A 22,193-nucleotide genomic window follows, 5' to 3' on the forward strand; every position below is an offset into this window, starting at 1 on the left:
TAGCTGGATTCCCGGGAAACTTCCCTAAAACCTATTTGACAAATGCACCACTGTGGCTTCAATTGGCCTTTCCGAGGAAGCCGAAAGATTACTCGTACGACAAAATTCAAGAAGTGCCGGGCTCACAAACACTCCTGGATGCTGTAACATAGCCGTTATTCATATAAACGAGATACTCTCCCTATGATCTCTCCAGTCTTTTTTTGGTCGGTTATCTCAGCCCTCGCCGGATTCCTATTTGGATTTGATACGGTGGTTATCTCCGGTGCGGAAAAAACCATTCAAGAGATTTGGAAGCTGGATGACCAAACGCATGGATTCGCCATCGGTTCGGCTTTGTGGGGCACTGTTCTAGGATCCTTGATCGGAGGATTTCCCACCCAAAAGTTCGGACGCAAGCGAACTCTGCTCAGCATTGGTCTGTTTTATGTCGTTGGCTCGCTGGGCTCGGCCTTCGCGCAGGATGTGTACACATTCATGGCTGCTCGCTTTTTAGGGGGTGTCGCGATCGGCATATCGACCGTGGCTTCCCCCCTGTATATTTCGGAGATTTCCCCTCAGGATCGCCGGGGTCGGTTAGCCGGAATGTTTCAGTTCAACATTGTTTTCGGAATTCTAATAGCTTATGCGTCCAATGCCGCCTTGAGTTCGATTGGTGAGAATGCTTGGCGCTGGAAATTGGGTGTGATGATCTTCCCGTCGATCCTCTACACCTTTTCCTGCTTCTTCATTCCCAAGAGCCCGCGCTGGCTGATTTCAAAAAAGCAGGATTTAGCCGGTGCGGAATCGATTCTCAAACTCATCTACCCCGCCGATTCCCATGAAGAGCTCAAAAAGCGAATGGTCGAAATTTCACAGCAGTCAAAAGATCATCCGGTTACCGAAAATTTTTGGAACTGGAAGCTCCGAAAGCCGATTTTCCTAGCTTTTATGATCGCATTTTTCAATCAGATGTCTGGAATCAATGCGATTCTCTATTACGCGGATCGAATTTTTGACTGGTTGGACTAGGATAAACACTATGCCCTCTACCTGCCGATCGGCATCGGCATCACGAATCTCGTTTTTACCTTCATCGGGTTAAGATTGATCGACAAATTAGGTCGACGGACCTTGCTGTACATAGGCTCATTCGGCTACATTGCTTCTCTGGGAGTCTGCTCCCTGGCCTTTTTCTCCAAGGATTATGGCTGGAATCTACTGCCCCGGATTAGTGAATCGACCAGTTTCGAAGCGGTGTTGATACCAATTTCCATCTTCGCTTTCATTGCCGCCCATGCTGTCGGACAGGGAGCCGTAATCTGGGTGTTCATCTCGGAGATCTTCCCAAATCGATTTCGATCGCAGGGGCAATCTCTGGGTAGCTTTACCCACTGGATATTCGCGGCGATTCTGGCAAACTCATTCCCCAGCATGGCCCGTAACCTGCTTCCGGGCTACATCTTCCTGTTTTTTTGCGGCATGATGTGTCTGCAACTAATCTGGGTCTATTTTTTCGTGCCTGAGACCAAAGGCCGCTCGCTGGAGCAGATTTCCGAGGAACTCGAAAAATGAATTCTATTCGGATAGTATCTGTCGGCGAAGTGTTGTGGGATCTCTTTCCCGGTGATGAATGCCTGGGCGGAGCCCCGGCGAACTTTGCAGTGCACTCCGCCCGGAATGGGGCGGCCGTGGTTTTTGTCAGTGCGGTGGGAGAGGATAGTCGTGGTACTCAAGCGAGAGAAATTTTATCCTCTTACTCAGTGGACATTTCATTCATTCAAATAAAAAGCGAATTTCCCACGGGGACTGTAGGAGTGCAGTTGGATGCCCAGGGGAAACCCCATTTTCAGATTCACGAGAATTCTGCCTGGGATCATCTCGAGTGGTCCAATCAATTCGAAACTCTGATTGCAACGGCCGATGCAATATACTTCGGAACTCTGGGACAGCGCGCAAGTCAATCAAAGAAAACTATTCGCAGAATGCTGGAACTCGCTCGCGTACGTGGCCTTAGGCGAATTCTGGATATCAACCTTAGAGCCCCATTTTATACCAACGAAATGCTGCGGGACTCGCTCGAGTTAGCAACCGTTTTGAAGCTGAGCGATGAGGAATTGCCCAAATTGCTTTCGGCTCTTGGGTTCGAGTCCACCGCAGAACCTTCTGAAAGCCTTCGTTGGATCCGTGATAAATACGCTCTGGATTTGGTAGCCATGACGCGGGGAGCTGCGGGAGCGTTGCTCATTACCGAGAACGATTTAGTCGATCAACCGGGGGTCAAGGTCGTTGTGCAGGATACCGTGGGGGCCGGCGACGCATTTGCCGCGGCACTCACAGTCCATTATCTTCTCAAGAAATCCTTAACTGAGATTGCCCGCATCAGTTCCGATGTGGCCGCACAAACCTGCACATATAGCGGGGCTTTGCCGCCGCCGCTTTTAAATTCTTCGAGAATTCAACGAAATTGAGTGTAACGATCATGAAATACTTAACGCTTCTCACTTGGTTCCTGGCATTTTACTCAATCGCATTTGCAAAGAATCGCGAAGAACCTGATTTGCTGATTGCCGATTTTGAAGGTGAAACTTATGGAGATTGGAAAACTACGGGAGAAGCTTTCGGCCCGGGTCCTGCGAAAGGTACTCTCCCCAACCAGATGCACGTTACAGGTTATAAAGGAAAAGGCCTGGTAAACTCCTACTTCCAGGGAGATGATTCAGTCGGCACCCTCACTTCCCCATCCTTCAAACTCGAACGAAAGTTCATTAACTTTCTGATCGGCGGAGGCAAAAACCAGGAAAAACTGTCGATGAATCTGATCATCGAAAACAAAGTTGTTCGCAAATCGACGGGCTCGAACGATAAACCCGGCGGCAGCGAATTGCTGGAGGCCGATTCCTGGGATGTCGGCGAATTCCTGGGAAAGAATGCTGTGATTCAGATCGTCGATCATGCCCAGGGCGGCTGGGGGCATATTCTTGTCGACCATATCGTGCAGAGCAACAAAAAAGCGGCCCTATCGAAGCGGGATGTCCTCAGGGATTTTCAGATCGAGAAGAAATATCTCAACATACCGATCAAAAATGGCAGCCCTGCTAAAGTTTTGACACTTCTCGTCGATGGTCGTGAAGAAGTTCAGAATGGCATCGAACTTGCCGACGGTGAACCCGACTGGTGGGCCGTGATGGATGTGAGCAAGTATCACGGTAGAAAAATTACGCTGAAGGTCGATAAATTAACCGAGGATTCCAAGGCTCTTTCCTCTATCGTGCAGTCCGAGCACAAGCGCGATTCCGAGAATCTTTATCAGAAAAAAAATCGAGGACAGTTTCACTTCTCTTCACAACGTGGCTGGTTGAACGATCCCAACGGTCTGGTTTACTTCAACGGCGAGTATCACCTTTTCTACCAGCACAATCCCTACGGTTGGAGCTGGGGAAATATGCACTGGGGACATGCCGTCAGCAATGATTTGCTGCACTGGAAAGAATTAGGGGATGCTCTGGCACCAGACCGATTTGGCCCGATGTTCAGTGGAAGTGCCGTTGTTGATTGGAAGAATACCAGTGGATTCGGTACTGAGGGAAAGCCGCCGATCGTGCTGATCTATACGGCGGCTGGTAATCCAACGACTCAATGTATTGCATTCAGTACCGATGGTCGAACTTTCACCAAATATGATCGAAATCCGGTGTTACCCCAAATCACCGGAGGTAACCGCGATCCGAAGGTGTTCTGGTACGAACCGACGCAGAGATGGGTGATGGTTCTTTATGTGGAATTGCAAGGGAAGCATACCGTTCATTTTTTTAATTCTGCGAATCTCAAGGATTGGACTCTGGCGAGCATAATCGAAAGTCCAGCACCCAAAACCAATCTCCTTTTCGAATGTCCCGATTTTTTTGAGCTCCCGATTGACGGCGATAAGAATCAACGCAAATGGATTCTGACGGCTGCGAATAGTGAATATCTGATCGGCCAATTTGACGGGAAAAAATTTACGCCCGAATCCGGTCGCTTGACCGGACAAAGGGGGCGCGGCTTTTACGCCGCTCAGACCTACAGTGATGTACCTAGCAAAGATGGTCGCAGAATACAGATCGGCTGGTTCCAAACCGTAACGCCTGGCGTGCCGTTCAATCAATCGATGACCATTCCCCTGGAATTGAAATTGACTTCAACTAGTGAAGGTCCACGGATGACCTGGAATCCTGTTCGTGAGATGGATTCACTTCGAGTACGATCGAAAAAACTTGCCCCGATCACTCTAAAAGAAGGTAGCGAGAATCCTTTGGCCGAATTTTCGGCCGAACTTGTAGAAATACGACTGGAATTCGAGCCGGGAAAAGAGAGTGTTTTGAATTTGAATGTGCGGGGTGCCCAACTCTCTTACGATTCCAAAACGGAGATGCTCAGTGTAAACAATGTCAAAGTCCATGCACCCATGCAATTGCGCAAACAGCAAATTGCTGTCTATTGCGACCGAACGGGACTTGAAGTCTTTGCAAGTAGCGGTTTGATCTATGTCCCATTGCCGTTCCAGCCCAAAGCGGCGGATAAAAACTTGAGTCTCAAAGTCACATCAGGAGTTGTGCAAGCGAATTCACTGCAAGTTCATGAACTCTCTTCGATTTGGAAATAGAGTAGCACCTGGAACCCAATCTTTTCGGGATTTATCGCATGGAACAAGTTGCTCAGCCGCGGCGGAGATTAGTATCAATCGATGCCTATCGCGGCTTCGTGATGTTCCTGTTACTTGGGGAAATGTTCCGATTCGATACGCTGGCCAAAGCGTTTCCCGAGAACTCATTTTTCAAATTTCTTGCCCTCAATCAAAGCCACGTCGAATGGCTGGGATGTACTCTGCACGATTTGATTCAGCCCTCTTTTTCGTTTCTTGTAGGCGTGTCTTTGGCGTTCTCGCTGGCTGCCCGTTCCACGTTACAATCCCCTTTGCGAATCGCCCTCCATGCGTTCTGGCGGGCGTTCGTTCTCATCGCCTTGGGAATTTTCCTTCGATCCAAAAACGGGTTCCAAACGAATTACACCTTTGAGGACACTCTGACTCAGATAGGGCTGGGCTATGGCTTCCTTTATCTGTTGTCCAGAACCTCGATTCGGATCCAAGTTTTGGCATTGGTACTGATCCTCGTCGGCTACTGGAGTCTGTTCGCCACCTATCCACTCCCCGGTGAAAATTTTGACTGGTCAAAAACGGGAGTCAAGCCTGATTGGTCTCATAACCTGTCCGGATTCGAAGCTCACTGGAACAAAAACACCAATCCGGCCTGGGCGTTCGATGTTTGGTTCTTGAACCTCTTCCCGAGAGCTAAACCATTTCTTTATAATGGGGGCGGCTATGCGACACTCAGCTTCATTCCGACTCTCGCCACCATGCTTTTGGGCTTATTGGCGGGCCAGCTGATTCGAATGGAAATGAGTGAATGGAAGAAAGTCGGCTGGTTGATTCTGGCGGCCATCGGCAGTTTAGCAATTGGCTGGGGCTTGGAAAAAGCGGGTGTCTGTCCCATTGTCAAAAGGATCTGGACATCCAGCTGGGTGTTATACTCAGGCGGCTGGTGTTTCTTATTTATGGCCGTCTTCCAGGCATTATGTGAAGCTGCCAGGTTTCATCGCTGGGCATTTCCTCTGGTTGAGATCGGTTCGAATGCGATTGCCGCCTACGTTATGGATGGGTTGATCGCCTCCTGGATCTCGGCGGCGTGGAGGAGGCATATGGGGACCGAAAACCTGCGAATTTTCGGTCTGGAGTACGAATCATTTTTCCTCGGGACGCTTTCCATCCTGACGCTGTGGCTGATCCTCTTCTGGATGTATCGAAGAAAGCTCTTTATCAAAATCTAAATTTACTTCATCGCCACAAACTTACTTGGCTTTCGGCCAGATCAAATAGCCAGGGGTTTTGGTTCGGATGCTATACAGTGTTCCGCCTCCGGTGATGTAGAGCGTTTTGTGATCTTCCGAGCCAAATGCACAATTTGTGACTTCATCCTTGGGTACCGAAAGAAATTCCAGGAATTTACCCTGCTTATCGAAGACGTAGATTCCTCCTTTGACATTTGTGTCTGGTTCGAAAGGAGGATTGGGTTTATTCAATCCTCCAGCCACGTACAGTCGGCCCTCTTTATCCTGTTTTAATCCATCCGGCCCGCGCCCCTTTTTCCAATCGAAGATCAGTTTCCGACTACCCAGTTTGACCGAACCATCCGATTTCAAATCGAAGCGGTAGAGTTTCCTAGCTCCATTCAAGGCATTATTGTCGTTGTCCGCGACATAGAGATATTTGTCGTCTGGAGTGATCAGGATGCCATTGGGTCGTTCCAACTCCCGACCAAGAATTCGGGTCACTTTTCCATTCAAATCGATCCGGTAAACTCCTTCGACGATTTTCTTGTCGGCATCGAACATCTCGAGTTTCGATCGATCCCCATAGCAAGGATCAGTGAAATAAATTCGCCCTTTGGAATCGAGAGTGATGTCATTGGGTTCGTTGTATCGGTGCGATTCATAGGAATCGGTCAGCACCTTGATCGTGCCATCCCGCTCCGTGCGAGTGATTCGTCTTTGTTTTGGTTCGCAGGAAAGCAATCTCCCCTCCCGATCAAAGACCAACCCGTTAGCTCCGGCATCTTTTCGATAAACCGAAACTTTCCCGGTCGAGTCCATCCTGTTAATGGCCCCGTCATGACCGGTCATGAAAACCCCCAGGGCCGGATGCCATGCTGGTCCTTCGCCGCCGCCTTCGCATTCCACTTTGAGCTGGGAGTCTTTCTCAAAGACGAGGGATTGACAAAAGCCCTTCGGAGCAAAAACAGTGAGTAGAAAGCCAATGGTCCAATATCGCATTTGGGGATCCTGTCGGAGAGTTAATGCTCGAATACTTCGGGAGTCCTAGAAGTTACTTTAAAGTCATCAGATAGGCAATTAAATCGCGAATTTCCCGCGGCGTTAGTCTCCCATCCATGGCCGGCATGGAAGAAGTCGGTTTGGTCCGCTCTTCTATCTCAGCAATGGGTACAGTCACTGACTTCCCATCGGGAGTTTTCAGCGTGATTTTCGAATTATCTTCTGCCGTGATGGTGCCCGCAATTACTCGACCGTCGAAAAGAGCGAGAGTCACATTCGCGTAACCCAAAGCAATTTTTGCGTTGGGTAGCATGAGGGACTCCAGGAGATACTCTCTCGTTTTCTGCGGATTGCGAGTGACCACTTGGGTCAAATCTGGTCCTGCCGTACCTCCACTACCTTTCACCGAATGGCAGCGCACGCATTGAGCGACCGTATGTCCATAGAAAATATCTCGGCCTGACAGTGGATTTCCGCCGTACAATGCGGATTGGTATTTCCCAAGAATATCCTTCGGTTCGGAAGCCTCGAATTGAAGCAGATGCAATCTTCGAGTAATGGAAGAAGCTGATTTGAGTACATCTTTCACATCCAGAATCAATTCTGGGGCAACCTTACCTTCGGATAACCTTTTAGCCCAGAGATCCAGCAATTCATTGGCTTTCGGATTCTTGAGAGACGTGAGCGAATGCAGGGCCTGCTGCCGTTCGTAAATGCTAGCCTGGGTATCCTCCAGCACGCGAGCCAGTTCTTCAGTGCCTTTTTTAGCGTCGATTCGAGCATAAGTTTCTCGGGCCTCAGCCCGCAATGTGTCCTCCGGATCGTGCAGGACGGGTTCGAGTTTCGAATCGAGTAATTTTGAATTACGTTCTCCGAGTAGGTGAAGAGCGGCCCGGCGCGTGGAAGTTTCTTTTTTGGGATCGAGGACCCATTCCAGAAGTAGAGGTTCCCGGATGGGTATATCCAGTGTACCGATTAAGTTTAAGGCCTCGGTTAGGAGCATCCCTTGAGCTTGAGTGAGAATTTTCTCGACGGAGGGACTGACCACCCGACGTACAATCTCGCGATCCCGCTTGGCCAGCGTTCTCCAGAATCCGATGACTCGATCTCTTTGGGGAGGTTCCGCCCAGTCCCTCAAGGCCGCTATTGCTTCGAGCCGTACGGCACTGGAGAAACGATTGTCCAGAGCAATATTTAATATTTTCCCCGCATTCGCCTCTTTGCCCAGCCAGAAGTTGGCATCAATGATCCTTCGCATAAGCGGATCGAGTTCGAGTGGGTTAGAGATGGGTCCAGAGAGTTGGGTATCTGCCAAAACTGGATAAAGCTCGGTCATCGGTAGATCGTGGATGGCTCGGGCCGCTTCCGTTCGAATCAATAAATCGCTATCCTGTAAAAACAGCGAAATCTCCTGATCCTGTAATCGTCTCTGAACCAGCAATACTCCCATTCTGACTCGCGTGGAGGCATCTTTGGCGTAGGCTTTCAACTCCTGTGCGACTCCCATTTGAGATAAAGCATAAACTGCGGCATGACGTAAGAAGGGATCGTCTGTTGCGTTCTCACGCAGCAGCTCTATAAGTGGCTTAACTCCTTCCTTAGACTTGTGCTTTCCGAGTGCTTGAGCCGCGAACATTCGCACTCGGAGGGAGTCATCTTTCAAAAGAGGAATAATTTGGGAATCGATACTGAGAAACTGAGATTCCCCGAGGACTTTTGCCGTCTGCGCCCGAACTTCCGCATCAGGATCTGATAAATAAGCCGTCAAAGGCTTCAAAATCTCCGGGTTTTTTCTAGCCAGTTGTCCCATTCCCCAAAGAGAATGTAGTCGGCTGTAGCGATTCGAATTTTTGCTATCTGCAAGCATTAACTGAAAGATCTTGGCTCCCTCATCGCCTCTTTTTGCGAGTTCGAATTGTGCCCGAATCCTTAACTTCATTTCGGGGTGGAATAACAGTTCTTGCAAACTGGAAAGCGTTTGTTTATCGAAGCCTTCAGCAAAGACTTTTTTCATCCGCTGCACATCCGGCGATTGTATTTTTGCCTCATCAAAGATTGTGAAGATGCGGCCACCCGTACTTCGGCCACTCCAATCCAATGCGCCGAAATCGGAAACGTAAAGTTTCCCCTCTGGCCCCAGGTCGACATCGGTGGGATAAAAAGGTTTCAGAAAGTCGTGATAATCTGCGATTTCATACCCTGCCCCGGATTGTTTCAGGTGAAAGGATTCCAGACCTCCATTGCCTGTGTAGTTGCACATCAAAAAACTGTTTTGGTATCGAACGGGCAGACTGCTACCACTGGTGAAAAGAAAACCGGAAGGCCCCGTCCCGACTTTCCCAATGGGTGGCAGCAACCAGGCCGGTTGTCCCGAGTGTGGAGTGTGCCACATTCGCTCCGCAAACCAGGGCCCGGCCAGGTAAGGTGCCTTCATCGTCTGGTAAGCCATATTCCAGCCGGCATCGCCGCCTTCCAGAACATAAACCAGTCGAGCATCGTCCCCGTAGTCGCAGTTGTTATCGTCTGCAAACAGATTTCCGAATTGATCGAAGGCTAGTTCCTGAGGGTTTCGTAAGCCGCGCATCACGACTTCGAAATTCGAACCATCCGGATCGCATCGGAAAACGGCTCCATTCCTCAAACCAGTAAAGTTCTTGCCTTCCTGCGATGTGACGTTGAAACCGCGATCTCCAATACTGAAATACAATTTCCCATCCGGTCCGAAGATCAGACCATGCAAATCATGACCGAGAAAAGCGCAGCTGACTCCAAAACCGGTGAGTAGAGGTTTCCGAATATCAGCCGTGCCCGTTTTTTTGGTATCCTGGAGCAGCCAGAGGTTGGGAATATTGGTCAGGTAGACTTTTCCCTCGTGAGCGAGAACTCCCGCTGCCAGGCCATCCAGTGGATCGTTGAACCCGCCCGCGAACACCGTGGAGTGATTCGCCCGGCCCGATCCGCTGGTATCTTCCAATAGTCGAACCTGATCGGCATGCTTGCTGAACCAGGACATTCCCCCGTCGAATTTCGACTGCCATTTTTTGAACATCGCCAGGCGGTCGCTCACCGATTTGAGCTGTAAGTCATCTTCCAGGAAAAAGGGGCGGGTTCGATTTTCCTCCGTCCCTCGGCTGAAGCGATACTCCTCGGCCACAAAAATTCGACCTTTTTCGTCGACACTTATGGCAACCGGACTTCCCAGCAACGGTTCCGCTGCGAATAACTCAACTTTGAGGCCCTTGGGATAACGGAAGCCGGCGATTTGTTTCAGGGCTTTTTCCGTGCCATCGGGTAAGGTGGGTTCTTCCAGAGGGGGTTCCGCCATGCAAACGGCTGGCACGAAAAATGCGATTATAAAAATGTGGATTCGAAGCATGGAGAATCTCAGCGGGTTCAGCTCACGAAAGATAGTGCATTGCAGCTTAGCAATCTAGGGGGCGACATGCAAGGGCGACGCGAGTTGGAACTAGAGAGTTTCGAAGATGAAGAATCGAGTGGAAATTAGTCATAAATGTATGTTTCAGATAACATCTCCTTATCGCTTCGAGCAAATTCACTGAGGTAGACTATGCAACATCATCCGAATATCGTTGAAGGTCTTAGGCAGATGCGTGGCATCTCAATGTGGTTAATCGTTTTTGGAGTTCTGCTGGTCGTCGGAGGAATAGTTGCCTTAGGCTCACCTCTTATCTTCACAATCACAACAGTTATCCTGTTCGGCTGGTTACTATTGATCGGAGGCATCGCCGGTCTGATCGGCTCAATTCTCTCGAAGGGCTGGCATGGATTTGCTGTCTTCCTCCTCATCAGCATCCTGGATATTGTGGTCGGATTTCTCATGGTGTCCAAGCCGTTAGCATCCGCCACTTTAATCACGCTCATTCTAGCGGTCCTTTTTCTTGCGGGTGGGATTGGTCGAATTATTTCCGCGCTGGTCATCCGGTTTCCGAATTGGGGCTGGTCCGTCTTTAGCGGTTTTGTCTCGCTGATTCTGGGCGGCATGATTTGGGGAGAATGGCCAGAATCGACCATCTGGGTGATCGGGACATTCATCGGCATCGAAATGATTTTTCGAGGCTGGACCTGGATTGCACTCGGCTCGATGGTCCGAAAAATCGTTCCACCGCCGACTTCAGCGACTTTGGATCCGCAACCTGGTTGATGGATAACTTGTTGAATCAGATGTCATCTCATCAGCAACCTTAAGGGACCAACGGAGATTTCCCCGCTGATCCTAAGATATTACTCAAAATCGAAGGATGGCTGATTTCCGGCCCAACTGCAATATCAGGGCATCGGGATCGACAATCACCTGAGTAGGCTTGAACTTACAGGTGATCGAAATTTCCCGGCTTTCCCCCGCTCCCAGAACGACAGCTAGCCGGGCATCCCGATAATCAGGCAGTTGCCTCCCTTCTTTATCAAACCGATCGCCCGTAGTGGCCGCGACATCAATTTTCGCTGTTGCCGTCCCGGCATTGGTGATCTTGAGTTTCACAACCCATTCCTCGGGAGAGTTCGAGGACACCTCCCGGAGGCCGTCGCTCAATCGATATTCGGGAACAACCACTTCATAGAACCACTGTTTGGTGAACGCATCATAAGCCGGTTTGTCAGTTGCAAACTTCCGCATGAATTCAACAAAATTCTGGAGCAAAGGATAGTCCGGCCCATCGTGGTATTGTTCGATGAATTGTCGAATCCCCTGAAGCATTGCTTCTCGCCCCAGCTGTTGCAGCATCATCCAGAATACCCAACCGCCTTTGTCGTAAATCACCGTGGTGTCACCATCCTGGCTACCATCGATTTTCACTAAGGGCCGTTCTGAATCGCGACGGCGTTTCTGCTCGTATTGCGATTCGATTTGCTTGAGAAACTGGATCCGACCGCGTGGACCTTTCATTTGTTCGAAGAGTAATGCCGTCGAAAAATGTGCCATGCCTTCAGAAAGCAAATCGGCATTTGTTCCTTTTCCTGGGGTGAGTATGTTTCCCCACCACTGATGAGCTGCCTCGTGGGCCGTCACCATAAAGGTTGCGTTCGATTCATTGTCATTCTGAGTGAGAAAACCGATTGCTTCCGAAAACGTGATATTTGTCGGAAAGCCCTGAGCGTAGCTCGCATAGGCCGGGAATTCACTAAGCTTCAGCTCCTTCCAGGGATAGGGATAAAACCATTCCGAATAGTACTTCCGGCTGGCATCCAGCGTTTCCGAGATTTCCTGGATGTTGAATGTATGGCCGGGATAATAATAGACTTTTGTGCCCTGCCCTTCCTTGACTTCCCACTTGCCGCCGACAACATTGCAAAAGCGGACGGGATGATCGCTTCGCCATTCCACAGTTTTTTTGCCATCTTGAACCGATTCGCTGACTCGAACTCCAACGGCATTCATAGTAAAGCTTTCCGGGGCTGTTATCACAAAGCGAGTGGAATAGCCGTGGTTCGAGCCAAAAGCCGGCCCCTTACGCTGTTTATAGTAATCGTCGGGATATTCTTTCTGTTCGTGCTTGTTATCTTTATCGACACCTATTTCGGACGCATAACCCAGTACGGGTAGAAAACTCGGTGTGAAACTGGTCAATACGATTCCAGCGGGGCTAATGAACTCGGAAATTCCACCGCCATTTTTGCTGATGCCCTTCGGCAGATGACCGGTATAGGAAAATCCGATGCGAACCACTTTCCCCGATGTCAGTTCTGCTTCGGGTGTAAAGACGCAGAGTAAGGAACGATCTTCGGGCTGATACGCCTTCCCATTCATCGTCCAACTTAAATCCTGCCAATGCGGACCGACGGTCAGAGGGATTAGTCGAATCGGTTTTTCGCCATCGTTTCGAATTTCGTAGGATCCGGTGACGCGGAATGCGGCCTCGTTCGGTTCAATCTCCAACTGCACGTCCATAGAATTCAAATTAGGAAGGACCGCATCGGTCCAGGTGGCGTGATTTTTGCGCCAATAATCCTTAAGAGCTTTCTTGACAACATCTCCCTCGTAGCCATCGTACACGCTTCCGTAGAGCATGACGCCCAAGATCAGTGCCGGAAGTGCGTAAGGTAGTAATCGCAGCCCCGTTCCGAAAACTGCCGCCGGGTAAAAACGCGTTAAAAGCCGACCGGGATCGGGTTCTCGCCTGCGGAAGAATTTCACAGCGACCACGACAAAGAAAAGGGTCAAAGACAGAATGAAAAAGCGATTGAGCAAGATCGCGCGTCGATCCATTTCCAGAATACCGAGATCGCTCCAGTGAATTGAACTCCAGAGCATCCAATTGCCCAACCAGTTCATTTCTTTAGTGAGAGCCCGATATATCGTGAAAATCATCACTGCCAGCCCAATCCCAAGCGTGGTGTACCGATTTCCGGTTACCGAGAACGTGGCCGTGATGAATGTGGTCCAGAGTAGGAAAGTAGGAATCAGTAGTAGTCCCCAGATGATGAGGAACGGCCCTGTTTGAATGGGTACTATTCCCTGAATTGCCAGCAGGGTCAGACAAGTCAGCAGGTTAGCCAACAGAATGAAAACGCCTACCGCGCTGTTTGCCAGAGCTTTGCCAAACAGTAGAGCGGAGGTTCGAACCGGAGCCGCAAAAAGGATGGAAGAAGTTCCTGTTGTAGGATCCCGTTGAAGCGATTCCACGGTGTAAAACATCAATAGTAAACAGACCATAAGCGTAAGCGGGTTCATCGCGGCGACCGCTAACGTGCCTGCCGTGGAAAGCAAGGGAGTATCGAAAGCGCCGACAGCGAGGCTGCTTGAAGTTACGGTCTGTAAAATGATAATTGGGATGAACAGATACAAGCCCGGTTGGCTTCGCAGCTCTCTCAATTCCACTTTGGTCACGTGCCACAAACTCTGGAAAAAGCCAGGTTGTGAGGTCGTCATTTGCAGTGAGCCGAGATTGGCCGAGTCTGTTGCTTCCAAACGCTCATACTTTTCAGGAGTGTTGGAATTTGATGTAAACCGGAACTTCGATTTTCGAGTTTTCGATGCCCCACGCATGCTGGAGACCAGAGTAATTTGTGCGGCGAAAACGCAAAGTAATCCGAAGCAGGCCAGGACGATTCGACTGAGTGAGAACGCAAGAGAATACTCCACTCGTGCGTGGTTGTAAAAATTCACTCCTTTATCGCTTTTCAACCAGGTTTCAGACAGCCATCTAAACCCGGAAGGGTCGACCAGCATTAAAAGCTTGTTGATTCTGGGATCCAACCAACTCGGCGACCAGCTCCAGAGAAAGAAGCCGCATGCAAGCAGTAAAGCGACAGGAATTACGTAAAGCAAAATCGGTCGACGACTCCAGGTTCCGATGCAGAACGAGATTCCCGTGAGGAATATTAAGGTCGGAAACGCGAAGAAAAAGGCCGGCCGAAGATAATTCAAAGCATCGAAAGGGCCGCGAATCTCTAGCGATCGCGAATTAGGAACGAAATGGTTGAAAAAAATCATGCTCAGAAGGTGCAGGACCAAAACACCCAGGAAGCTCATAATTATCGCAAAATATTTTCCCCAGATGTATTCCGCCGGACGCAGGGGCGTCGAATGCAAAAGTTCACTGATCTTCATCTCATCATCGGCGATCACGGGCATCCCCGAGGCGATGGCCGCAAAAAAGATATAGAAAATGAACACGATCATTCCCAGCATTTGGGTGATAGCAAATTCGGAAGTGATCCAGGCTTTTGTGCCGCCGACATGGCTATCGCCGCTTGATATCTGAAGGGTTCCGGTCGAAAGCCCCCAGGCGGAGAGGAAAAGTACGATTACTAGAATCCAGTAGAGTGGCCGACGAATGTTGTGTAATAGATCGATCTTCGCGATCTGCATAGTGCGTGCGAGATTCATTTCCTGCTTTCTAAATCATCGGGAATAAAGCGTTGAGGTTGACGAGCTGCGAGCTTTTAATCCATTACTGCTGAGTGATCCCCGGCAATTCGGAGCGTAAAGTGACGAAGTAAGCGTCCTGCAAAGTCGGCGGTACGCCGATAAATCCAATGGGTGGAGTTCCCCCTTTTTGGTAAATCCTCACTCGGTTCGTTCCCTCGACCAGAATGGCTTGCGTAACCATTTGCGATTTTCGGATGGATTCCAATTCGGCCGTGGAAACGGAAGCTTCGTAGATGTTTCCCTCGAGATGTTTGCGGACTTCCGAAGGTGAAGTCTGGGCGACGATTCGACCCCGGTTGATCATGGCGAATCGAGAACAGAGCACGGCCACATCCTCGACGATATGGGTCGAGAGTAAAACAATTCGCTTCTCGGCAAGTTCGGCGAGCAGGTAGTAGAATCGAACCCGCTCTTCCGGGTCCAATCCCGCCGTCGGTTCATCGACGATGATCAAACGAGGATCCCCGGCAATCGCCTGGGCTAATCCCAACCGTTGACGCATACCGCCGGAGTAGGTTTTGACTTTTCGCTGGGATGCGAAGCTGAGATTTACTTTGTCCAGGAGTTCTCGTGCCAGAGCCATAGTACCCTTCGGCGACTCCACGCCTTTGAGCCGGAGAAGATGGGCCAGCATTTTTTCGCCGGTCAAATGTGGATAAAGTCCAAAATCCTGGGGCAGATAGCCGAGTCGACTCCGCAAAAACTGCGGCGTCTTGATGACATCCGTGCCATCGAGAAGAACTTCCCCGGAAGTTGGCTCCAACAAACCGGCAACGACGCGCATGAAAGTCGTTTTTCCCGCTCCATTGGGGCCTAAAAGACCAAACATGCCATTTTGCAGATCGAGATTGATCCCTTGCAGTGCCGCTACGGGGCCGGGATAAACCTTAACCAGATTTCGAATCGACAGCATACGCGTCTCGGAGTGTTTAGGTGATGCAATGTTCCAAACTAGTACCCGACTATGTCCCGAAAGGTTTCATTTACAGCGAAGCAGAATTTCAGGACAATTTGGATGAGGGTTTTTCGTCAGTCAACGAGATGGATTTAGATCTCATAGCAAATATTTGGGAAATCTGCCAGAGCGGTCCGTAATTGGTCAAGACCATATCTGCGAAACATTTTTGAGGCGGGACAAAGTTCGATAAGAATAGTCCGTGACGTGCTTTTGAGAGGTCTGTTCCACTTCTCCCGCCGGACTCAGTCGAAGCTGGATTGTTGTTTGGGTTTTGGGAGGGCTTTAGATGTTCAGGGACAATAGCTTTGAAAATTACGACCGAATGGTGGATGGCTTCCGCTCTACTCGGAATGACAATCCCTGGGACTACCAAGGATTGTCGCACGCTGGAAATTAAAGCAGTTCCGAAATTGGTGTAGGCTCATCCAAAATGTTTGTCGGTCGTCCGGTTGGATCGATCAACTGCAGCTTGGGATCAATCCCCAGAACTTCGTAAATCGTCGAGTGAATATGCGATGGTTTCACAGGGCGATCCTTTGGTTTTTCCCCCAATCGATCCGTAGAACCGATGATCTGGCCCCCCTTCACTCCACCGCCCCCCAGCAGACAAAACATCGCATCTCCCCAGTGATCCCGGCCTGGGGTACCCTTGGACATCGGGGCGCCGCCATTGCCGCCATCGTTCATTCGCGGCGTGCGGCTAAATTCACCGCACAGCACCACCAGTGTGGAATCGAGCAAGCCGCGTTCCGAAAGATCGGTGAAGAGTCCCGCCACCGCGCTGTCCACGATGGGAAGTAATGTCTCGTAACCTTTTTTCAAATCCCAGTGATGATCCCAACCGCCCAGATGGACGGTAACAAATGTTGTACCTGCCTCCACTAATCGTCTGGCGAGTAAAACACTCTGCCCCCAAGAGTGACGGCCGTACAGATCGCGAGTCGAAGCTTTCTCTTCAGCGATATCAAAGGCTTTGCGGGCGGTCGCACCGCAAACGAAATGAAATGCCTCTTCTGTGAATTTGTCCTTGGCAATGAAATCTCGCCGGTTTTCGAATTGCCGCTGCACACTATCGAAGTGCTGGAGCAACGTTTTGCGATTCTCGAGCCGATCCATGGTCAAACCATTAGCCAGGTTCAAGTTCGGCACTTTGAAATTGGCTTGATTGGCATCCGCAACGGTTTCGAAAGGATTGTACTGAGCCCCCAGGAGATGCCCGCCGAAGTAACCGGGCCGTAAGCCTACACTCATTCCGTAAGGGACACCCACATAACCTGGCATTCCTGGTTTGCGAGGTCCAGCTTCGCGATTGACGATAGCACCAATGCCGGGAAATTTTTGCTCGTTATTTGCCCCACTGACACCCATGTCCTTCGCCGTCAGCATGCGGTGAGCTCCGGCAAAGTGATCGCCTGTATTATGATGGAGAGAACGGACAATGGAAAACTTGTCCGTGACTTTAGCTTGTTTGGGGTAGAGTTCGGTGATGTCGAACCCAGGGACTTTCGTTTTTATTGGTTTCCAGATTCCGCGATACTCAGCCGGAGCATCCGGTTTCATATCGTACATGTCCATATGGCCAGGACCGCCGTCGAGCCAGATGAGAATGCAGCGAGTATCGGGTTGGCTCAATTTGTTTTTTTGAGATTGGTCGCTGGCTTTCAAAAGAGCTGGAAGAGTTAGGGAAGCCATACCGGCTATGCCCAGCTGCAAAAAAGATCTTCGGCTTTGACCATCGCAATAACGATCCGAACGTCCAATGTCCAGTTGAAACATGAGAGAGGTCCTTGAGAAGGAACTGGCAGATTCTTGAGGAGCAAGTTTGCTCAAACACGGCGGGTATCAACAATGTGTAGCATAATCCGACCGGACCTGGTCTGCAATCGGAAATCCTGGCTTTTCAGTTAGGTGGGCGGTTCGCGTAGCTCTAGTAGTTTTCCTCAAGGAGGGGGGAGCTCTGCGATCGAGTTGAAATTGTCAGTTTCAATCCGGTGACTTCAGCAAAGGCATTGGTGCTTCGCGCAAGTTACTGGCTGTATCCTGTTCAATTTCCGAACAGAAATCTTTTGAAATGACTTCGCCTGAGGACGGAGAGAGAAAAGGGTTTGGTACTTTATTTGCACAAGCTAGATCGGCGAAGAAAATAATCTGACGGCTCTACCGCAGATTGCCTAACGGGAAAAGCTTGCTCCTTCGAGAACGTGAAAAAGTCATTGATTTTGTGCGGAATATGGCTTTTTTGATACGTTGAAAAACATTCTCTTGACACTAACCACTCGCAATCGGTATTTCAAATCTCGCGAGACCGGATGAAATCTGCTCTGCAATTCTCAATCAGATGAACTCTTCAAAAGTGTTTGGCAGGTAACGATTCCATTCCATCTATCTTTCGGAAAAGATCAAAAGCCGGGTCGTGTCGATTCGAACTGCGCGAGTGGTTCGCGATGCGAAACAAAAAGCTGGTTTGCTTCAGATCGTGTGGGGGGCTTTCCGATCTGATTCGGCGACTGGTTTTTGATAGGGTGTCATTGTCAAAGTGTGTGGGGGAAAATTATGCTGCGCAAACTTTTTACAGCACTTCGTGCACACAAAAAAAGCAAACCATACGTTGTTCGAAAATACAACACTCGCTTACGTTTGGAAGAATGTGAGTCCCGGGAGGTGCCAGCCGTCGGTGGGGGCTTTGCCGGAGGTGGAATAGTCGGCAACTATTATGCCAATAATCAATTTGCAGGAACTCCTTCCTTTCAGCGCACCGATGTACGTCTCGACTTCAATTGGGGTAATCAATCTCCCGGAGGTTCGCTGTCGCCGAATTATGCTGCGGTGGGGGCCAACAATTCGCCCTACTCTGTTGTTTGGAATGGCACTCTGCTTCCCGCATTCAACGAGACTTATAACTTCTATGTCAACACCGACATCAACGACTCGTTTCAAATATTCATTCGCGCAGTGAATCCTTCGCAATTGCCGAGCGATTATGCGAACTGGACGCCGGCTTCGTCCGATGCGGTGTCATTCAAACAAACGGCGGTTCGAGGTACCGAAACTACGTGGCAGGGGTCGTACGGTCCTTTCGTGGCAGATGGCAGCAAGCAGTACCAGATTCAGATTCGCTTCAAGGAATCACCCGGAAATGCAGAATTCCATTTGCAATGGTCGAGTCCTTCAACACCGGCCGAGGTCATAGAAACGGCAAATGGTATTGGAGTAAATGTTGCGCAGCCGCACTACTACGATCAGAATTACTATTTTGCAGATGCGATGAAGAGCTCCCGCTGGTGGTGGGCACCCGCCAACAATCCTTATCTGAATTTGGATACCTCCAATGGTCCTTCAACTTATCCCGTTCAGACTGACTCAAATGGTTGGCCGATGACCGATGCCGCTATCGGAATCTTCGATGCCCTCAGCAATGCGGACGGCGTTTACGACATCACATTTCAAGGAAAAGCACAGGTTCAGATTTCGGGTTATTACTATGTGGGGGTGGATTCGGTTCAGCTACAGATTCCCACTGCATCCGGTTGGACCAACCTGGCCTACGGCAACGTGAAAACTGCCGGACAGGGTTACGACCCAACAACCAACACTACTCATTTCCGAATCGTGCTGTCGCCGAAACTCGATTCGATCCAAACCAATTTGGGCCTGATTTTTACCAGTTCTCAAAGAACGGCCGCATCCCCGACGAACACGGGAATCACCAATCTGAGCGTGATGCGACCGCAAGATAACAATCCCACTACGCCGTATTCGAGTGGAACGATCTTTACTTCAGATTATGAAAGCTCACTCTCGCGATATTCCGTTTTGCGAATGATGGAAGGGACTAATGGCAACCAGTCAACCAGTTGGGATACGCGAACTCAGCCCACGGCGTTCAATCAGTTCGGGACCGTCAATCTCAGTTATCAGCCCTTTGGCAACGGCGATCCCGCGGAACGTAGCGAAGGTCGGGGGATGTCTTGGGAATATCGAATCATGCTGGCGAATGAAACCGGCAAGGATCTCTATATATCCATTCCAGAAAACGTGGACGATACCTATATTCGCAATCTCGCCAAATTGATCCAATATGGGAGCATCGCGCAGACGATCAACGGGGTCACTACTTACCGACCCGCAAATCCGGGGGAGAAACCTGATTTCCCTCCCTTAAATTCGAATCTGCACGTTTATATCGAGTACTCGAATGAAGTTTGGAACAATGCCCCGCCTTACAGCCAGAGCCAGGAAAATCTGATTAATGCTAAGTCTGCGGTGGCGGCCTATCAGGCAAACCCGAACTCGACTTCCTTGCAAGCTCAGGTCGGCCAGGGCTTAAACTACGACAACGTGAATGATCCCTACGTCTGGGCTCGCCGCTATCAGGCGTATCGGACAGCCATCATGTCGCAGATATTTCGCAGCGTGGTCGGCGATTCCGGAATGGGAACGCGAGTGCGCGCCGTTTACATGGCGCAGTATGCCAACGAAAACAATACTTCCCAGGATGCATTGTTTTTCCTGCAAAATCTAAATCTCGCCATGCCCACGATCTTTGGTAGCTCGGCTAAACCGGTGAGTTATTATCTCTGGGGCATGGGCGCCGCCACGTATTTCCAGGCTAGCAATCAATTCGGTCTGACAAAACTGGTGGCTGATAGTGATTTTTCCAGCCCGAACGTCCCCACTAATTCCACGCAATGGAATCCCTCCGCACCCGGATGGAGTTTCATCGGACGTGCCGGAATCCAGGACCAGGCAGGCGCTCAAAGTGCGATTCTGTTGGGGAACGGCAAAAATACTGCTGTCAACTCAGGTACTAACCCGGCTGGCAGACTCCGCCTGACATTCACGATTCCCGCCAATCAGTCCTCCAATGTGTATGCGGTAACGTTCTCGGCAGCGAAAGTTCCCGGATCGGCTGCCAATGGCTTGGAAGTCTATCTTGATGCGAACAACCTGGCCTCGATCTCGGATAATTCCTCCCAGCGACTTACCAATAATGGTTTCTCTAATGGCTTGGCCAGCAGCATACAGCTAAGCGATAGTCTGACGACCTATTACAGTCTGACTTTCACCGGGGCGCCCGGGTCAACGCATACGATCGATTTCGTCGGGACCGCAGCCAACGGTCAGGCCCTAATCGATAATGTGCAGTTGCAAAGTGTCGATGCTCTTTTGACGGGAGCATCGCAGTCTCCTACCCCCTATCCCGATAATAACCCGGACTACGGGCAATCCTTCGCGGATTATCAGAGCCGTACGAATGCTGAATCGGATTGGGCGCGACTGTATGGTTTAAAGTTTGTCGGCTATGAAGGGGGCTGGGCTCTCGGCTCGGATCTGGGCGGCAAGTATGGTACCTACCCCCTGCTGGACTACGTGAAATTTAACATTACCAGCGCTGACCCGCAGTACAACAACGTCCGGTTGATGCAAGCCAAGGCGATCGATACATTTGCTAAAGCCGGCGGCACGCTGGAAATTTTCGGAACTTACACTCAGTGGCGCGGCAGCAACAACGCCATACCAGGGCAATCCACACAGCCATTGCCAAGTGCCTACGATATTGCCAATAACCACTTACCTCCCGCCGCAAGTGGCAATCCCGATGCGAGTACGACGATTTATGGTCCAAACAGCACCCTGAATTTGAGTAACGCGAATCTGACTTCCGCTGTGTATTACGGCAACTCCAATAACTCGACCTCCCAGCTGAACTCTCAACGCTCGAACCCGTATAACTTGTCGAGTAATTTTACCAGTCAGGACTGGGTGAACTGGAACGTCTTCGTGCCGACATCCGGTTTCTACAGGATCACGAGTTCGACTTCGGATCTGAATTCGGGTCAAGCTTCAATTTTCGTGGATGATCAAGCGATGACTTTCGACGGTGGCATAGGACAGGTGGCCGCAGCCGGTTCCGCGGCTACCGGAGTCGTGGCGTTAACCAAGGGCTTGCATACTATTCGCATTCAGGCGGTTTCCGGCCAATTCAATTTCAACAGTATCCAGGTGAGTAGTGTATTGAGTGCCTTCACGGGCAATCAACCTCGCTATTTAAGCGATATGACGCCGATAACCGCTTATAACAGTTGGGGACCGTACGAACGAGATATGAGTAATGGAGAAGCGGCCGCGAACGATGGCCAGATGATTAGCATTGCGGGTCAAACTTTTGCCAAGGGGTTGGGTGTGCATTCGGGGAGTTCCTTGACCTACGCGATTCCTGCGGACGTCACCCGTTTTCAGGCGAATATCGGAGTCGACGATGAAGTAGGCAATAAAGGCTCAGTCGTATTTCAGGTCTATCTCGATGGAAATTCAAATCCGGCTTACACTTCTTCGGTATTGCGCGGCTCCCAAGGTTCGGTTCCTATCAACATCAATGTCACCGGAGCACATACGCTGCGACTGGTAGTTACAGATGCTGGGGATGGTCCAGATTACGATCATGCCGATTGGGCTAATGCTCGCTTTACCTCCAACTGATCGGGAGAGACGCGGGGA

At 50.2% G+C, this 22,193-nt stretch carries 10 protein-coding genes and 1 pseudogene; 6 read left to right on the forward strand and 5 right to left on the reverse strand.

Annotation, left to right across the window (positions count from 1 at the left end; genetic code table 11):
- Window positions 1-183: 183 nt before the first annotated feature.
- From KIH39_RS26520 to KIH39_RS06225, 4 genes and pseudogenes are all read left to right on the forward strand, one after another.
- Window positions 184-1,554, forward strand: a pseudogene (locus KIH39_RS26520) (sugar porter family MFS transporter).
- Window positions 1,551-2,450 carry a carbohydrate kinase family protein gene (locus KIH39_RS06215; RefSeq protein ID WP_213498391.1) on the forward strand — a complete coding sequence of 300 codons (900 nt, stop codon included), beginning with the start codon at window positions 1,551-1,553 and terminating at the stop codon, window positions 2,448-2,450. Before KIH39_RS26520 ends, KIH39_RS06215 begins: the two are co-directional and overlap by 4 nt.
- An 11-nt stretch (window positions 2,451-2,461) precedes the next feature.
- Window positions 2,462-4,624: a glycoside hydrolase family 32 protein gene (locus KIH39_RS06220; RefSeq protein WP_213498392.1), complete on the forward strand. Its 2,163-nt coding sequence runs from the start codon at window positions 2,462-2,464 to the stop codon at window positions 4,622-4,624.
- Between the two features lie 38 nt (window positions 4,625-4,662).
- Window positions 4,663-5,847 (forward strand): acyltransferase family protein, encoded by a 1,185-nt coding sequence (locus KIH39_RS06225; RefSeq protein ID WP_213498393.1) that lies wholly within the window; start codon window positions 4,663-4,665, stop codon window positions 5,845-5,847.
- Window positions 5,848-5,868: 21 nt separating this feature from the next.
- On the opposite strand, the gene KIH39_RS06230 is transcribed toward KIH39_RS06225, so the two are convergent.
- A complete protein-coding gene (locus KIH39_RS06230; RefSeq protein WP_213498394.1) occupies window positions 5,869-6,849 on the reverse strand; it encodes an SMP-30/gluconolactonase/LRE family protein in 981 nt (326 codons plus the stop codon).
- Between the two features lie 52 nt (window positions 6,850-6,901).
- On the reverse strand, window positions 6,902-10,225 hold the full coding sequence (locus KIH39_RS06235; protein WP_213498395.1) for a PVC-type heme-binding CxxCH protein: 3,324 nt from the start codon (window positions 10,223-10,225) through the stop codon (window positions 6,902-6,904).
- Between the two features lie 231 nt (window positions 10,226-10,456).
- Here KIH39_RS06235 and KIH39_RS06240 point away from each other — a divergent pair, with 231 nt between their 5' ends.
- Entirely contained in the window at window positions 10,457-11,011 is a 555-nt protein-coding gene (locus tag KIH39_RS06240) for an HdeD family acid-resistance protein (protein WP_213498396.1), read from the forward strand.
- 84 nt (window positions 11,012-11,095) lie between these two features.
- Here the strand turns inward: KIH39_RS06240 and KIH39_RS06245 are convergent, their stop codons facing one another.
- From KIH39_RS06245 to KIH39_RS06255, 3 genes are all read right to left on the reverse strand, one after another.
- Window positions 11,096-14,695: an ABC transporter permease/M1 family aminopeptidase gene (locus KIH39_RS06245; RefSeq protein ID WP_213498397.1), complete on the reverse strand. Its 3,600-nt coding sequence runs from the start codon at window positions 14,693-14,695 to the stop codon at window positions 11,096-11,098.
- A 64-nt stretch (window positions 14,696-14,759) separates the two neighbouring features.
- Window positions 14,760-15,650 carry an ABC transporter ATP-binding protein gene (locus KIH39_RS06250; RefSeq protein WP_213498398.1) on the reverse strand — a complete coding sequence of 297 codons (891 nt, stop codon included), beginning with the start codon at window positions 15,648-15,650 and terminating at the stop codon, window positions 14,760-14,762.
- Window positions 15,651-16,088: 438 nt separating this feature from the next.
- Window positions 16,089-17,471: a DUF1501 domain-containing protein gene (locus KIH39_RS06255; protein WP_246539559.1), complete on the reverse strand. Its 1,383-nt coding sequence runs from the start codon at window positions 17,469-17,471 to the stop codon at window positions 16,089-16,091.
- 777 nt (window positions 17,472-18,248) lie between these two features.
- On the opposite strand from KIH39_RS06255, the gene KIH39_RS06260 reads away from it, so the two are divergent.
- Window positions 18,249-22,175: an NPCBM/NEW2 domain-containing protein gene (locus KIH39_RS06260; RefSeq protein ID WP_213498399.1), complete on the forward strand. Its 3,927-nt coding sequence runs from the start codon at window positions 18,249-18,251 to the stop codon at window positions 22,173-22,175.
- Window positions 22,176-22,193 lie beyond the last annotated feature (18 nt).

It is taken from the genome of Telmatocola sphagniphila (assembly GCF_018398935.1).
In the GTDB taxonomy this organism is placed as follows: domain Bacteria; phylum Planctomycetota; class Planctomycetia; order Gemmatales; family Gemmataceae; genus Telmatocola; species Telmatocola sphagniphila.

What these genes read in the sequence shown, in the direction of transcription:
- KIH39_RS06235 (WP_213498395.1), bottom strand. Translation starts at nt 10,225, where the DNA reads ATGCTTCGAATCCACATTTTTATAATCGCATTTTTCGTGCCAGCCGTT.
- KIH39_RS06250 (WP_213498398.1), bottom strand. Translation starts at nt 15,650, where the DNA reads ATGCTGTCGATTCGAAATCTGGTTAAGGTTTATCCCGGCCCCGTAGCG.
- KIH39_RS06215 (WP_213498391.1), top strand. Translation starts at nt 1,551, where the DNA reads ATGAATTCTATTCGGATAGTATCTGTCGGCGAAGTGTTGTGGGATCTC.
- KIH39_RS06245 (WP_213498397.1), bottom strand. Translation starts at nt 14,695, where the DNA reads ATGAATCTCGCACGCACTATGCAGATCGCGAAGATCGATCTATTACAC.
- KIH39_RS06220 (WP_213498392.1), top strand. Translation starts at nt 2,462, where the DNA reads ATGAAATACTTAACGCTTCTCACTTGGTTCCTGGCATTTTACTCAATC.
- KIH39_RS06240 (WP_213498396.1), top strand. Translation starts at nt 10,457, where the DNA reads ATGCGTGGCATCTCAATGTGGTTAATCGTTTTTGGAGTTCTGCTGGTC.
- KIH39_RS06260 (WP_213498399.1), top strand. Translation starts at nt 18,249, where the DNA reads ATGCTGCGCAAACTTTTTACAGCACTTCGTGCACACAAAAAAAGCAAA.
- KIH39_RS06255 (WP_246539559.1), bottom strand. Translation starts at nt 17,471, where the DNA reads ATGTTTCAACTGGACATTGGACGTTCGGATCGTTATTGCGATGGTCAA.
- KIH39_RS06225 (WP_213498393.1), top strand. Translation starts at nt 4,663, where the DNA reads ATGGAACAAGTTGCTCAGCCGCGGCGGAGATTAGTATCAATCGATGCC.
- KIH39_RS06230 (WP_213498394.1), bottom strand. Translation starts at nt 6,849, where the DNA reads ATGCGATATTGGACCATTGGCTTTCTACTCACTGTTTTTGCTCCGAAG.